Below are 15,262 nucleotides of genomic sequence, written 5' to 3' on the forward strand. Positions count from 1 at the left end.
GACGCCGATTCGTCGGCGTCCCGCCCCGTGGAGTTGGCATGTGCTTCTCCTGGTGGTGTGGTCGGCGCCGGTAGTGTGCGAGCGTGCCCAGCAGCGAGCGCGTGTATCCGGTCCGCAGCGGTGTCACTCCCGACCGCGTTGCCACCGTCGCCGAGGCGCCGGCCGGCGCTCCCGTCCAGGCCGTCCCCGCCGACGGGCCTCCCTCGGGCACCGTGACGGCCAGGGCGCCCGGAGTGGCCACCGCGGCCGTGACGACCACCGCGGCCGGGGATGCCCCCGAGGCCGGGGTGGCCGGGCCGGTCAGGGCGGTCGCGGAGCCCGGGCTGGCACAGGCGGTGGCCGTGCTCACCCGGCCCGACCTCGCCCACGTCGTCGACCTGGTCGCGTGGGTCGAGGACGGCTGGTTGCACGTCGCGAACGCCGACGGTGCGTCGCGCCTGCCGGTCGACGATCCGGACGGGCCGTGGGAGATCCTGCGCGGCCGGGACCCGGTCGCCGACCAGGACCCCATGCACGGTGTTCCGCTGATGGCCGCGCTCGCCGACCCGTCCCCGCCGGCCGCGCGCAACGCCTACCCCTTCGCGGGACGGCGCCTGCTGTCCATATTCGCCGACCCGACGCGCTCGCCGGACATCGCCGTCGTTCACACCCCGCGGCACTACTGGCCCGAGCGGGGCGGCCATCTGGGGGAGCACGGCTCGCTGGACGCCGGGCAGTCCCGGGCGCCGCTCGTTCTGTCCGGGGCAGGTGTGACCGCCCGTGGCCTGCTGCCGCGGGTCGCCCGGGTGATCGACGTCGGTCCGACCCTGGCGACGCTCGCCGGGGCGGCGATGCCCGAGGCGGAGGGAACCGCGCTCGACGATCTCGCCGGGCCGGGAGCCCGGCATGTGGTCGGGCTGCTGTGGGACGGGACGAACTGCAACGACCTGCTCGACCTCGCCGCCCGGGGAGAGCTCCCGAACGTCGCCCGCCTGCTGGCCCGCGGTGTCGCGCTGACCGGCGGCGCCCTGGCCGAGTTCCCGAGCGTGACCCTCACCAACCACACCTCGGCGATCACCGGCGTCGGCCCCGGCCGGCACGGCATTCTGCACAACGTCTACTTCGACCGCGCGACCGACCGCCAGGTGATCACCAACGAGGCCGCGACCTGGCACGTCGCCTGCGACCAGCTCCGGGACGGCGTGTCGACGGTGTTCGAGGCGGTGGCCCGCTCCCGCCCCGGGACCGAGACGGCCTGCGTGAACGAGCCGATCGACCGCGGGGCGAGCTACTCGACGTTCGGCCTGGTGCGAACCCTCGGGGTCGGGCCGGGCGCCGGCGGCGGTGCCGAGGCCGGTGCCGAGGCCGCTGGTGGCGGGATGGAGGACTACCTGCCGGCCGCCGAGGGCGACCCGCACGCGAGCGCCGAATGGGTCACCGCCGACCCGCACTACGCCTGGTCGACAAGGGTGGACGCGCTGGGGCTGACCCAGATCACCGACCTGTGGGCCGCCGGCCGGGAACCACCCGTGCTGACCTGGTGGAACACCACCATCACCGACACCGGTCATCACGGCGGCGGGCCCTACTCACCCGAGGCCCGCGCCGCGCTGGCCGACGCCGACCGCCGGCTGGGGGTGTTCCTCGACCTGGTGGAGCGCCGTGGCCTCACCGACCAGACGGCCATCCTGCTCACCGCCGACCACGGATTCGAGGCGGCCGACCCCGACTGCCGCGGTGACTGGGACGTCGCCCTGCACCGCGCCGGGGTGGTCTTCCGGGACGAGGGCTACGGCTTCATCTACCTGGGCCTCGCCGGCGACGACGAAGCCCCGGCCGGCTTCGCTGATCCGGGCAGCCCGGCCAACCTCGGAGACCGGGCCACGCCAGGTGGCCCGGGGGCCCAGGCGACGGCCTCCCTGCCGCCGCAGCCGCCAGGCACCTGAGCTCCCGCCCGGACCGGGGCCCGCCAGCCCGGCCTGGGTTGGACCCCGGGCTCGGCCTGGGCCCTCCTGCCTTAGGGCAGTCAGGGTAATAGTGCATGTCAGCGGGATGGGTCAGCCGGGTTCGGGCTGGGTCCCGGGTTCGGGCTGGGCCTCCTTCTCGAGCTTGCGTCGGTTTCCTGGAGCTGGCCGGGCCTGCCGCGACGGTCGGCTGGTCTCCGGTGGACCAGCCTGCTCCGGCGTGCTGGCCTTCGCCGGGCTGACCTGTTCCGCCGGGCTGACCTGTTCCGCCGGGCCGGCCTGCTTCGCCGGGCCCGCCTGCTTCAGCGGACCGGCTTGTTCTACCGGGCTGGCCTGCTCCGGCGGGCGGACGCGGCTGCGTGCGCGGCCCGAGCGCCCCGAGCGCTGCGCGGGGGCGGTGGCGAGGACCACCGGCCCGGGGAGCGGACGGATGACGCCGGTGCCGTCCTCGATGTCGAGTCTGGGAAGGCGGCGGTTCGGCCGGTTCGCGGCTGCCGCGTGGCGTGCGGCGGCGCTGCGCGGCGGGGCGAACCCGGGCTGCCAGCGCTCCATCTCGGCCCGGAACGGGCCGGAGCTGCCGAGCTGGCAGAGGATCCCGATCGCGCCGAGCGTCACCCGGTGGATCAGCAGGTAGGACGGTGGCAGGTTGAGCTGGCGGCCGAGCTGCGCCGCGGCGGAGCGCCAGTCACCGAGGCGGAGCGCCTCCCCGCGCAGCCAGTCGCGGGAGAAGGTGAACTCCTCGTCGGTGATCGGCGCGAGCATCGGTGCCAGGTAGTCGAGCAGGTCCTCCGCGGGGATGGTGGCGCCCTCCGGGATGAACCCCTCCGCCCGCAGCCCTTCGGCGACGGCCTCGGCGTCACCGGCGAGGGTCAGCCGGGCGAGCCGGCCGATCGGCTCGGGCAGCCCGCCGGGCAGACGGTTCACCGCCCCGAAGTCGAGAACACCGAGCCGGCCGTCCGCGAGGAGCCGGAAGTTGCCCGGGTGCGGGTCGGCGTGGAGCAGCCCGGCCCGGCCGGGGCAGGAGTAGAGGAAGCGGACCAGGAGGAGGCCGGCGCGGTCCCGCTCCTCCCGCGTCCCCCGGTCGATGATGGTCGACAGTGGCACCCCGTCGATCCACTCGCTGACCAGGACCCGGTCCGCCCCGGCGATCGGCCGGGGGACAACGATGTCCGGGTCGTCGGCGTAGGCCTGCGCGAACGCCCGCTGCCAGGCGGCCTCGAGCCGGTAGTCGAGCTCCTCGGTGATGCGTGCCTTGAGCTCGGCGACCAGCGGCTTGATGTCGAGACCGGGCGTCAGCGCGCCGAACAGCCGCGCGGCGCGGCCCAGCTGGTTCAGATCAGCCAGCAGGGCCGCGCCCGCCCCCGGGTACTGGATCTTCACCGCGACGGGCCGGCCGTCCGCCCACACGGCGCGGTGCACCTGGCCGATGCTCGCGGCGGCGGCGGGTGTGTCGTCGAAGCTGGCGAACAGGGCCCGCCATTCGGGACCGAGCTCCTCGGCGAGGACCTTGTGCACCGTGGCGGCGGGCAGCGGTGGCGCCGCCTCCTGCAGTTTCGTCAGCGCGGCGCGGTAGGGGCCGGCGACCTCGTCGGGCAGCGCGGCCTCGAAGACGGACAGCGCCTGCCCCAGCTTCATGGCCCCGCCCTTGAGCTCGCCGAGCACCCGGAAGATCTGCGCCGCGGTGCGCTGCTGCAGCTCGGTCGCGACGGCCTCGGCGGGCCTGCCGCCGAGGCGCTTTCCGACGCCGAGTGTCGCCCGGCCGGCGATGCCGATCGGGAGGGTCGCGAGCTTGGCGGTGCGGACGACCGCTCGCCGTGGGATGTCGGACACAGCTCCATCGTGCCTCCTCAAGCCGGATGCCGCGCCGCCCGCGCCGTACCCGTGTTCAGACTGCGTGGCTGGGGGCGATGGCGTCCGCGGGGGCGGACGGGGCGGCCACCGGTGGTGACAGGTCGGGCTGATCCCCGGGGGCCGGCCCGTCCGCCCCGGCGCGCGCGGTGCGGCAGGGGCACTCCGGGTGCACCGGCCAGGTGCGGCGTCGGATCCGTAGGTCGGATCTGCTGACCTCGAGGGTGCCGCCGGCGGTGGCCGGCAGGCCTGCCGCCGATCCGCGGCCAGCCGATGGCCTGGTCTCGAGGTAGTCGAGCGCCTGCATGGCCGCCATCGAGGCGACGAGCGTGGCCAGCGAGATCTCGCAGGGGTCGGGGCCGCGCTCCGACGGTCGGACCATCTGCAGCGCCAGGATCGGCCAGTCGGGGTCCCGGGCGTCGCGGTACAGGTGCTGGCAGTGCAGGCAGGAACTGACCCCCGGCACTACGAGCGGCCCGACTATGCCCGTGGTCTCGCGGACGCCGGCGAGCAGGTGCGGTACCCCGGACCGCTCCAGCCCCAGGCATTCGTCCGGGTGGACCAGCGGGATCCCCACCGGGGCCAGCAGGACGAGATCGGGGCGAAAGGGCTCGATCTCGGGGGACCTGGGTGACCTCGCGGGCCTGCTGGACCGCGGTGGCCGAGGCGCCCCGCCGCCGACCCGCCCCATCGCGGAGTGGGCGGCGAGGGCCCGGGGCCGCCCGATGTCGTCCAACCGCAACCCCCCGGGAGCGACGTCAGCCGCGGAGGTGGAACCGGGGTCGTCGACGATGACCTGCCCGACGCCGGCCGCGGTGAGCAGCGCCGCTATCTGGGCACCGATCCGCCCGGCGCCGCGGACGGCGACCTGGGCCAGACGACGGGCAGCGAGGACCGAGCCGGGCGGACGCACTCCGAAGGTCGCGAGCGACATGGCGGCGACATCCGGGGCGAGGCGCCCGTGGTCGGCGTCGTCCTGGGGCGCCGGCTCGGTGTCGGCACTGTCGTCGAGCAGCCCGGCCTGGGCCAGTATCTCGATCATCACCTGGGTGGCGGGATCGTCGGCCTGGCCGCCGGGGTCGAGGTGAGGGCCCGGCTGGTCCAGCGCGTCGAGTGCCGAGACGTCCGCCGGACTCAGATCGGTGATGATCACGGCACGAAGCGGATCGACACCGATCTGCAGGGTGGTGCTGTCCCGCCAGAGGCGGCGAAGGCCGGGTTTGAGGACCGGGCGCACGGGACCCCCTTCGCGTCGGCCGGCACCGAGTGGGCCGGCGGCGATGACAACAGGTCCACGATGACATGAGATCGAAATGCCGCAGTGCGGATGATCGCGCCCTGTGGACAGCCCATTCCCGAACGGTCCTGACCTGTGGGCGGGCCTTGTCGCTGTGGATTTCACTACCGGCTGTTCAGGGCAAAAGGTGCAAAAATGGCCCATCTGCGGTGGGTCGAGGCTGGCGGCCCGCCGCGCGAGCCATGGCGTGCGTCACGGCGGCGGCGCGGAGCAGTCGCGGGAGTGATGGCCGCAACGGATGGCGGGCGCCAACGATCACAGGGGTGCAGCGCAACGGCGGCAGCCACCACGGGCGAGCCGTCACGGGCGGGCACAGTACGCCGGGTGCGAGGCACGCAACGCCGGGCGCGGGCCGGCGGGTGAGGAAGACGAACCCCCGGGTGGAACGTGGAGCCTCCGGCTTCCCCTTCCGGAGGCGCCTCGCATACCCGGGGGCCGCGAGGTCAAGCTACGACTGATTCGCCTTGCCGGTCAATTCGTGTGGTCCTCAGACCCGTGCATGTCACGCTGGGTCGGGAGCGGCGAGATCAGGAAGGCGAGTCGCCCGAGGCCGGCGGAGTGTCTTCTCCCGGCGCCGTGTCGTCGAGTTTCTCGATTTCCGCCATGATGTCGACGTCGGAGCCCGCCCCGGCGCCGGAGACGAACGCGGACGGGTCCGCGAGGTCCTCCCCGCCGGGCAACAGGTCCGGATGCGCCCATACCGCGTCCCGCCCGTCGTGCCCGCGGGCCTCGCACAACGCCTCCCACAGCGCGGCGGCCTCGCGCAGCCGGCGCGGGCGCAGCGACAGGCCGACGAGGGTCGAGAAGATCTGCTCTCCCGGGCCGCCCTCGGCGCGGCGCCGACGGACCATCTCGCGCAGCTTCGCCGCGGACGGCAGGTGCTCGGACGCGGCGGTGTCCGCGACGTGGTCCACCCAGCCCTCGATCAGCGCCAGGATCAGCTCCAGGCGGGCCAGCGCCGCCTTCTGCTCGGGGGTGTCCGCGTCGGCGAAGACATCTTCCCCGAGCGCCTCGGTGAGCCGCTCGGGGTTCATCAGCGCGGTGGGGTCGATCATCCGCATCACGCGGCCGACCGCCTCCGGGTCGACGGCGATGCCACGCGCGTACTCCTCGACCGCGCCCAGCACGTGCGCCCGCAGCCAGGGGACGTGCGCGTACAGCCGGTTCGACGCCGCCTCGCGCAGCGCCAGGTAGATGCGGACCTCTTCGTCCTCGACGCCCAGGCCCTGCCCGAAGGCGGCCACGTTCGCCGGCAGCAGGGCGGCCGTGCCCGCGGGGCCCAGCGGCAGCCCGACCTCGGTCGAGCTGACCACCTCGGCCGCCAGGCTGCCGATGGCCTGGCCGACCTGCGCGCCGAAGAGCATGCCGCCGACCTGGTTCATCATCTGCACGACCGGCCCGCCGGCGCCCATCAGCCGGCCGAGGTCGACGCCGGGCGGCAGCGCGCCCGCGAGCTCGGGCGGCAGGTCGCCGCCGCCGAGCTGGCTCAGGCCGGACGAGATCCCGGTGCGCATGGCCTCGACGACCTTGCCCGCCACCGGGTCGCACAGCGTCCGCCAGACAGGCAGCGTGGCCTCGATCCACTGCTCGCGGGACCACGCCGCGGCGGTGGTCGCGCCGGCCGGCAGCGCGGTCATCGGGTCGAGCCACACGTCGGCGATGCGCAGCGCCTTCTCGACCTCACCGGTCTCGGCGGCCCGCACCGCGCGGTCGTCGCTGCCCAGGGTCCGCACCGCCACCTGGCGGGCGAGCTCCCAGTTGACCGGACCGCCCTGCCAGGAGAGCAGCCGTTCGAGCTCGGCGAAGAACGGGGCCCCGCCAGCGGGGCGCTCCGGGTCGCCACCCGGAGTGGGGCCGAAGCCGAAGGGGAAGCCGCCGCCGCTCATGGGTGGGGCCTGTAAGCGTGCCGTAGGGACATGAACCCACGGTAGTGCGTTTTCCGGCCGACCGGTGAAACGGAGTCGGCCGGGCGTTACCGTCGGGGGGTGGATGTGACCTGCTCGGATCCGGTACCCGTTGTCGATGGTGTGGCTCGGGGTGTCGTCGTTCTTGCGGAGATGCGTGAATTGCCGCTCTCTGTGGACGAATGCCTGGCTGCCGTGCGGTTGCCGGAGGTCGGTGGAATCGGTCTCTTCATCGGCACCGTCCGCGATCATGATCATGGCAGGTCGGTGGTGGACCTCGAGTACAGCGCGCATCCCCGGGCCGCCGGCGAGCTGGCCCGGGTGGCCGGCGATGTGGCCGCTGAGCTGGGCGTTCACGCCATAGCGGTGCTGCACCGGACGGGTCAGCTGGCAATCGGGGACATCGCGGTCGTCGTGGCCGCTGGCGCCGCGCACCGCGCGGAGGCGCTGGAGGCCTGCCGGCGCCTCATCGACGACGTGAAGGAACAGGTGCCCATCTGGAAGCGCCAGGCATTCGCCGATGGCGCGACAGAATGGGTGGGCGCCTGCTGAGCGGGGCACCTAGGATAGATATTGGTCATCTTCCTTCCCCCGTCTCGACGTCGAGGCCGCCATGTGGTTCCTGCTGATCCCACCTGCCGCGGTGCTCCTGGCTCTCGCCTGGTTCACCCTGCGCAGCCGACCCGACCGCACCTCCGAAGCCATGATCACCGTCGAGGGCTACCGCCGGAGCATGGCTGCCCTCGCCCGCCCCATCCCGTCCGTGCGTGAGGCCACTACTGTCAAGGTGTCACCCTCGGTGACCATGATGCCCGTCTCCGTCCCGTCGGCGCGGCCCGCTGGCAGCGAGCCCGACCCGGCGGACGGCGAGCCGGGCCGAGATTCCCGCGATTCCCGCGACCTGGCCCGTCCGGCCGACGCCTGACCGGTCCCTCCCGGCCGAGCGGTGCCCTGGTGCCGCCCGGCCGGGGCGGCCGGCAGGTGGGCCGGTCGGCGGGCGGTCATCCGAACTGCCGGCGGCGATCTACGTAGACTGCGGGAATGGGCCGCCGCGCGCAGACACTCTTCGTTGCGTCGGTGCTGACGCTGATCCTCGCCGTCGCGGGCCTGTGGCTGCCGGTGCCTTTTGTGACCTTTGCGCCCGGTCCGGTTACCGACACTCTCGGTAAGGTCGACGGGGCGCCGCTGATCGAGATCGACGGCCGCAAGACCTACCCGACGGCCGGCAGCCTCGAGCTGACCACCGTCGAGGAGACACCCCGGCTGAACCTGCTCGGCGCCCTGCAGGACTGGTTCGCCTCCGACCGGGCCGTTGTGCCCAGCGAGCTGGTCCGTCCGCCGGGCTCCAGCCAGGAGCAGATCCGGCAGGAGAACACCCAGGCGATGATCGACTCCCAGGACCAGGCGACCGCGGCCGCGTTGAGCGAGCTCGGCATCGCCCCGACCGGGGCAGAGGTCGTCGTGCATGAGGTGCTGTCCGACTCGCCGGCCCAGGGCCTGCTGCGCGCCGGTGACGTCATCACCTCTGTCGGCGGCGTCGCCATCACCGGTCAGGACGGCCTGCGGGAGCAGATCGGCCGGGTGAAGCCCGGTGAGGTGGTCGAGGTCGCCTACCGGCGGGACGGCACCGCCGGCACCGGGCGGATCACCACCAGGCCGGCGACGGACGATCCGACGCGGCCGATGATCGGGGTGACGACGACGGAGAAACGGTCGTACCCGTTTACCGTCCGTATTCGGATCTCCGACATCGGCGGGCCCAGCGCCGGCCTGATGTTCGCGCTGGGCATCGTCGACCTGCTCACCCCCGGCGAGCTGACCGGCGGGAAGACGGTCGCCGGCACCGGGACCATCGACGCAGCCGGCGAGGTAGGCCCCATCGGGGGCATCCAGCAGAAGATCCTCGGCGCGCAGCGGGCCGGCGCCTCGGTCTTCCTGGTCCCGAAGGGCAACTGCGCGGACGCCGTCCGGATGAACACCGACCTGCGGCTTGTCCAGGTGACGGACCTGTCGGGAGCCCTGGACGCGCTCAACACCCTGCGGGCCAAGCCCGACGCCACCAACGTGCCCACCTGCTCCGCGGCGTAGCGCGAACGCCGGCTCGGTAGGCGCTGGCAGCGCAGCGAAGCAGGGACAGCCGCCAGGGACAGCCGCCAGGGACGGCAGCATGTGGGGACGGCCGTGTAGCGGGAGCGGCGAGGGGGCGGGCGCCCCCGAGGCCGCCCGCCCCCTCCGCGATTCCTGGGTGCGGCTCTACCGGAACGTCTCGAGCAGGCCGTCGACGAGGTTGTCGGCGAGGTCGGGGTCGATGACCAGCTCGTCGTCGCCGCGCACCCGCAGGCACGAGGCGTGCATGCCGGCGCGGGTCACCCCGACCGCGAGCCGGACGTCCTGGCGCTCCGGGTGGTTGGCGGCCCAGTGCTCGATGTCGCGCTCGTCGTAGGGCACCTCGGCCTCGGCGCTGGGCGGCAGCACGACGAGCTCGGTGACCAGGACGCAGCCGAGAACCTCGGGCGGCCAGCCGATGCCGGACAGGACTTCGTCGAGCCGCCCGGCCGGGAGCGGTTCCTGTTCCACCGGCGTTAGGGATCCTGGCGGGGCGTCGCCGATGTGGGGGGCGAGGCCCGGTTCGCGCATCAGCAGCTCGGACGTGTCCGCGAGGGCGTAGACCTGGCTGGGCTGGTCCCAGCCCAGCTCGGCGACGTGGCGTTCGACCTCCAGGACGACGGAGGTCAACTCGGTGATGCTCGGACTGGTCACCGACCCATCCTCTCGGATCTAGCCACACTCGGCTGGCGTAGGTTGCCCTGAAGGCGGGCACTCGACCCGCGCCCGGAACGGACGGAGGAGCTTGTGGCAGGAACCAGTCGCAGACCGCTGCTGACACGCACACGCCTGCTCGTGCCGGTGCTGGTCATTCTGGTCCTGCTCGTGGTGTTTCTCGGCGTCTTCACTCGCCTCTACACAGATCTTCTGTTCTACCGCTCGGTGGACTTCAGCAACGTCTTCGGCACCGTCGTATTCACACGAATACTTCTGTTCGTGCTCTTCGGCGCGGTCATGGCAATTGCGGTGGGAACGAACATAGTACTCGCCTACAAGTTGCGGCCGCCCATCCGGCCCCTCTCGACCGAGCAGCAGAACCTCGAGCGGTACCGCGTTGCGATCGAACCGTACATGCTGCTCGTCCTGCTGGCGGTCTCGACCCTGTTCGGGCTGATCGCGGGGCTGTCGGCGTCCGGGCGCTGGCGGACCTGGCTGCTGTGGATCAACAGCGAGCCGTTCGGTCAGACCGACGCCCAGTTCGGCCGGGACATCAGCTACTACGTCTTCAGTTATCCGTTCCAGCGCTTCCTGCTTGCCTTCCTGCTCACCGCGGTCATGCTCTCGCTGCTGGTCGCGGTGCTCACCCACTACCTGTTCGGCGGAATCCGGCTGCAGTCCGCCGGCGAGCGGGTGGCCCCGGCGGCGAAGGCGCACATCTCCGTGCTGCTCGGGCTGGTCGCGCTACTCAAGGCGTGGGCCTACTACCTGGACCGCTTCGGCCTGGTGTTCTCGGCCCGGGGCGTGTCGACCGGAGCGTCCTACACCGACGTCCACGCGGTGCTGCCGGCGAAGCTCATCCTGCTGTTCATCTCGCTGGCCTGCGCCGTGCTGTTCATCTACAACATCTTCCAGCGGGGCTGGACGCTGCCGTTGCTCGGTGCCGGCATCCTCGTGCTGTCCTCGGTGGTCATCGGCGGGATCTACCCGGCGATCGTCCAGCAGTTCCAGGTCCGGCCGAACGAGGCGTCGCGCGAGGAGCCCTACATCGCGCGCAACATAGCCGCGACCAGGTCCGCGTACGACATCCAGGACGTCAAACCGGTCGCCTATCCGGCGAGCACGGGTGCGACCGCGCGGCAGATAGCCGACGACAAGGGCACCGTCCCGAACATCCGGCTGCTCGATCCGAGCAAGCTGTCGACCACGTTCCAGCAGCTCCAGCAGATCCGTGGTTACTACGGGTTCCCGCAGACCCTCGACGTCGACCGCTACACCACGACCGTGGACGGGAAGGACACAACCCGGGACTATGTGGTGTCGGTCCGTGAGCTCAACCAGGACGGCCTGGGTGAGGACCAGCGGAACTGGATCAACCAGCATCTGACCTACACCCACGGCCGGGGCTTCGTCGCGGCGCCGTCCAACACCGCCGACGAGGGCCGGCCCGCGTTCACCGAGCGCAACCTGCCGGAGACCGGCAACTTCGGGGTCACCGAGAGCCGGATCTACTTCGGCGAGATGTCCCCGCAGTACTCGATCGTCGGCACCCGCCAGGCGGAGATCGACGGCCCGGGGCCGAACGACACCCAGCTCACGACCAGCTACGACGGTGACGGCGGTGTCTCCGTCGGCTCGACCTTCCGGCAGGCGCTGTTCGCGCTGCGCTTCGGGGAGCCGAACATCCTGCTCTCCGGCGACATCACCGGCCAGTCGCGCATCCTCTACGAGCGCAACCCGCGGGACCGGGTCAGCAAGGTGGCCCCCTGGCTCACCCTGGACGGCGACCCCTACCCGGCGGTGGTCGACGGGCGGGTCACCTGGATCCTCGACGGCTACACCACCTCGGACGGCTACCCCTACTCGGCCCGGCGGACCTTCGGTGACGTCACCGCCGACGCCGTGACCACCCAGAGCCGTAACCGCACCCAGCAGCCGGAGAACCAGGTCAACTACATCCGGAACTCGGTGAAGGCGACCGTCGACGCCTACAACGGCACGGTGACGCTCTACGCCTGGGACGAGCAGGACCCGGTGCTGCGGACCTGGATGAAGGCCTTCCCCGACACGGTGCGTCCCAAGGCCGACATCCCGCCGGCGCTGATGGAGCACTTCCGCTACCCGGAGGACATGTTCAAGGTCCAGCGGGACCTCCTCGGGCAGTACCACGTCTCCAACCCGCGGGATTTCTACTCCCAGGAGGACTTCTGGACGGTCTCCGAGTCCCCGGACGACACCCGCGAGCCGCAGCCGCCGTTCTACGTCTACAGCCAGCTCCCCGGGCGCAAGGAGCCGTCCTACAACCTGACCTCGCCGCTGATCTCGGCGCGTTCGTCCAAGCTCGCGGCCTACATGGCCGTCTCGATGGATCCGGACAACTACGGCCAGTTCACCCTGCTGCAGCTGCCGCCGGGCGACACGATCAACGGTCCTGTCCAGGTGCAGGCCGCCATCGAGTCGAACGGCGATGTCGTCCGGCAGCTCAACCTCTGGCGCGGCGCGGGCTCACAGACGATCGAGGGCAACCTGTTGACGCTGCCCGTGGCCGGCGGGCTGCTCTACGTGGAGCCGTACTACGTCCAGGCCCGCGGATCGACGGGATATCCGACCCTGCAGGGGGTGGCGGCAGCCTTCGGTGAACGGATCGGGTTCGGTTCCTCGCTCGCGGAGGCGCTGAACGCCGTCTTCGGGGCGGGGGCCGGCGCGTCCGCGGCCGGGGCGGGCACCTCGGCCGCGCCCTCCACGGGAACCGAACCGGGGCCGACGTCCCCGACGCCGTCGGCACCGCCGGCCGGGGATCTGGCGGGCGCCGTCGCCGAAGCCGAACGCGCCTACCAGGCGGGCCAGGACGCTCTCGGCAAGAACCCGCCGGACTTCGCCGCCTACGGCAAGGCCCAGACGGACCTCCAGGCGGCGTTGGACAGGCTGCGCCAGCTGTCACCGACGACCCCGGCGCCGACGACGGCACCTCCGACGACGGCACCTCCGGCGACGGCACCGACGACACCGCCGACGACGACGGCCACCGCGGCGCCCGCCTCGACGACCCGCGCGGCGCCAGCCGCCGCGCCCGCCGCCATGGACGGGGCGGGGGACCCGGGCCCACCGGTGCGGCCGGCCGTCGCCGAGAACCCACCGGCGGTCCGCCCGGCCGTCGCGCGGACCGGGGATCCCGGCTGAACCAGGCCGGGCGCCCGGGGCCTCCCGGGCGCCCGGCGAGCGGGCGGAAAATTCACCCCCCCGCTCGTTTGACATCCGGGCTCCGCGTCCCTGTATAGTAAAGACACACACCGACGCGGGGTGGAGCAGCTCGGTAGCTCGCTGGGCTCATAACCCAGAGGTCGCAGGTTCAAATCCTGCCCCCGCTACAAAGAAGAAATTCCCCCGAGAGAGTCACTCTCTCGGGGGAATTTCTTTATGCGGGCATTTTCGTTCGGAACCGTCCCGATCGGTCGGTCATCGACCACCGGGCGGTGTTCGAGGGGGATTCTCCCAGCCGTCGGTTTTGGCCGCCGCCGACGGTCAGTCGACCGCGACGAACCCGCCGCTCTGACGGCGCCACAGCCGGTCATACCGTCCGCCCAGCTCGAGCAGGGCCTCATGCGTGCCCTGCTCGGCGATCCGCCCGCCGTCCAGGACGACGATCCGGTCCATGGTCAGCAGGGTCGACAGCCGGTGCGCGATGGCGATCACCGTCCGGGTGGCCCACAGATCCTCCAGGGCGTCCTGAACGAGCCGTTCGCTCTCACTGTCGAGCGCGCTGGTCGCCTCGTCCAGGATGAGGATGGGCGCGTCGCCGAGAAACGCGCGCGCCAGCGCGATCCGCTGACGCTGCCCGGTCGAGAGCCGGATGCCCCGCTCGCCGACCAGGGTGTCGTACCCCTGATTGGTGCGGCTGACGAACTCGTGGGCGTGGGCGCGGCGCGCGGCCGTGATGACCTGCTCGTCGGTCACCCCGGCGGCGCTGCCGTAGACGATGTTGTCCCGGATCGAGCGGTGGAACAGGGTGACGTCCTGCGGGACGTAGGAGATCAGGCCGGCCAGTTGGCGGTCGTCGATCGGGGTGCCGTCGAGCGCCAGAGTCCCGGCGGGCAGCGGGTAGTAGCCGAGCAGGAGCTTCAGCAGGGTCGACTTCCCACTGCCGCTCTGGCCGACGATTCCGATCTTCTCGTTCCGGGCGATCTCCAGGGTGATGCCGTCGAGCACCGGGCGCCCGGGTTCGTCCGGGTAGGCGAAGCGCAGATCGTGGATGCCGAGCGACCGGGTGTAGCCGACCGGCCCGGGAAGCTGGGTCGCCTTGTGGAGCTGCGATGCTCCGTGGACGTCGGGTCGTTCGGGGGCGGCAGGCCGTCCGTGTGCGGTGGGCTGTTGATGCCGGTCCTCCCGGACGATGTCGCGGCCGCCGAACAGGTAGTGGTAGGCCTCCTCGACCCGGGCGAATCGCAGATTCAGCTGTGAGACCAGCCAGACCGTGTTCCAGATGTAGTCAGAGAAGACCGCGAGGGCGGCCAGGAAGGTGGTCAGCTGCGCCAGGGTGAGATCGCCGGCCAGGAACAGGTGCAGGTTCAGCAGGATCGTCCCGGGTCCGACCAGGTAGCGCACGACCAGGCTCATCGACGCGAAGTACACGATGTTCCACCGGTAGGACCCCGTCGCCGCCCGCAGGACGCCCCGGCGCTCGGCGCGCACCCGCGCGGATTCGGCGCCTTCGCGGCCGAAGGACTTCACCGCGACGAAGTTCGCGATCACATCGATGATCCGGCCGTCCAGGTCGGAGGCGGTGTCGGCGGTGTTGCGCTCCTCGGCGGCGACCCGCGAGATCGTCAGCCGCCCCAGCGCGAGCATCATCAGCAGCGACACGGTGAACGCGCAGCCGGTCGGGACGTTCACGGTGAACATGATCACCGCGAGCGCCGGCACCCTGACCAGCTGTTCGCAGAACTCCCAGTACACCGCGCTGAGGAACTCGCGGTACTCCCGGCCGAGCGTGCCGACGTAGCTGCTGATCTTTCCGGTGAAGGCGCCGACGAAGTACGGGTAGGGCTGCGTGATCACCTTGTCGAAGACGAGGTTCTCGTAGTCGTAGCCGCGGGCGAGGATCAGCCGCACCCACAGCAGCTCACCGCTGCGCCAGGACAGGTCGTGGCCGATCCCGCAGCAGATCAGCAGCGCGGCGGCCTGGTAGGCGGCACCGGTGTCGACCGGTACGGCGGCGAGTGCGGCCACGAACCGGCCCACGAAGATCGGTACGACGGCGAGCAGCGCGTTCGCGAGGACGAACACGCACAGCACCGCCGCCGCCCGCCACCGGAAGGTCATCAGGTGCGCGAGGTAGGAGCGCAGGCCTGCGTGCGGGCTGCGGCCCGCCGCCGAGCCTGGCCCGGCGACCAGGCTCGCCGCGGGGCGGGACGTGTCGGCCGTGCGGGAGGACGTGATCGTCACCCCGGAAGCGTGACAAGGACTTCCGATCCGCGCACCTGAATTATCACCGAAGCGGTGGTCGGAGG

At 72.0% G+C, this 15,262-nt stretch carries 10 protein-coding genes and 1 tRNA gene; 6 read left to right on the forward strand and 5 right to left on the reverse strand.

Features of this window, described 5'->3' with window-relative positions:
• Positions 1 to 83: 83 nt before the first annotated feature.
• Positions 84 to 1,925, forward strand: coding sequence for an alkaline phosphatase family protein (locus tag MXD62_RS02745; RefSeq protein ID WP_248827845.1), 1,842 nt, complete (start codon positions 84 to 86; stop codon positions 1,923 to 1,925).
• 111 nt (positions 1,926 to 2,036) lie between these two features.
• On the opposite strand, the gene MXD62_RS02750 is transcribed toward MXD62_RS02745, so the two are convergent.
• From MXD62_RS02750 to MXD62_RS02760, 3 genes are all read right to left on the reverse strand, one after another.
• Complete coding sequence (locus MXD62_RS02750; protein WP_248827846.1) at positions 2,037 to 3,773, reverse strand: AarF/ABC1/UbiB kinase family protein; 1,737 nt, start codon at positions 3,771 to 3,773, stop codon at positions 2,037 to 2,039.
• A 55-nt stretch (positions 3,774 to 3,828) separates the two neighbouring features.
• Positions 3,829 to 5,028, reverse strand: a complete 1,200-nt coding sequence (locus MXD62_RS02755; RefSeq protein ID WP_248827847.1) for a ThiF family adenylyltransferase — start codon at positions 5,026 to 5,028, stop codon at positions 3,829 to 3,831.
• Between the two features lie 587 nt (positions 5,029 to 5,615).
• A complete protein-coding gene (locus tag MXD62_RS02760) occupies positions 5,616 to 6,974 on the reverse strand; it encodes a zinc-dependent metalloprotease (protein WP_248827848.1) in 1,359 nt (452 codons plus the stop codon).
• A gap of 99 nt (positions 6,975 to 7,073) precedes the next feature.
• On the opposite strand from MXD62_RS02760, the gene MXD62_RS02765 reads away from it, so the two are divergent.
• The 3 genes from MXD62_RS02765 (at position 7,074) to MXD62_RS02775 (ending at position 9,080) form a co-directional block, all read left to right on the forward strand.
• Positions 7,074 to 7,544 (forward strand): molybdenum cofactor biosynthesis protein MoaE, encoded by a 471-nt coding sequence (locus MXD62_RS02765; RefSeq protein ID WP_248827849.1) that lies wholly within the window; start codon positions 7,074 to 7,076, stop codon positions 7,542 to 7,544.
• A gap of 61 nt (positions 7,545 to 7,605) precedes the next feature.
• Positions 7,606 to 7,917, forward strand: a complete 312-nt coding sequence (locus MXD62_RS02770; protein WP_248827850.1) for a hypothetical protein — start codon at positions 7,606 to 7,608, stop codon at positions 7,915 to 7,917.
• Positions 7,918 to 8,033: 116 nt separating this feature from the next.
• Positions 8,034 to 9,080, forward strand: a complete 1,047-nt coding sequence (locus MXD62_RS02775; RefSeq protein WP_248827851.1) for a PDZ domain-containing protein — start codon at positions 8,034 to 8,036, stop codon at positions 9,078 to 9,080.
• 165 nt (positions 9,081 to 9,245) lie between these two features.
• Here the strand turns inward: MXD62_RS02775 and MXD62_RS02780 are convergent, their stop codons facing one another.
• Positions 9,246 to 9,752 carry a PPA1309 family protein gene (locus MXD62_RS02780; RefSeq protein WP_018502257.1) on the reverse strand — a complete coding sequence of 169 codons (507 nt, stop codon included), beginning with the start codon at positions 9,750 to 9,752 and terminating at the stop codon, positions 9,246 to 9,248.
• A 93-nt stretch (positions 9,753 to 9,845) separates the two neighbouring features.
• Between MXD62_RS02780 and MXD62_RS02785 the strand changes: the two genes are divergently transcribed.
• Both MXD62_RS02785 and MXD62_RS02790 read left to right on the forward strand, forming a co-directional pair.
• Entirely contained in the window at positions 9,846 to 12,935 is a 3,090-nt protein-coding gene (locus MXD62_RS02785; RefSeq protein WP_248827852.1) for a UPF0182 family protein, read from the forward strand.
• Between the two features lie 114 nt (positions 12,936 to 13,049).
• Positions 13,050 to 13,123: transfer RNA gene (locus MXD62_RS02790), tRNA-Met, on the forward strand.
• Positions 13,124 to 13,277: 154 nt separating this feature from the next.
• Here MXD62_RS02790 and MXD62_RS02795 read toward each other — a convergent pair.
• The gene (locus MXD62_RS02795; protein WP_248827853.1) at positions 13,278 to 15,197 is read right to left on the reverse strand and encodes an ABC transporter ATP-binding protein; all 1,920 of its coding nucleotides are present in this window, start codon (positions 15,195 to 15,197) and stop codon (positions 13,278 to 13,280) included.
• Positions 15,198 to 15,262: the final 65 nt, after the last annotated feature.

Source organism: Frankia sp. Mgl5 (genome assembly GCF_023242985.1).
Classification (GTDB): Bacteria; Actinomycetota; Actinomycetes; order Frankiales; family Frankiaceae; genus Parafrankia; species Parafrankia soli.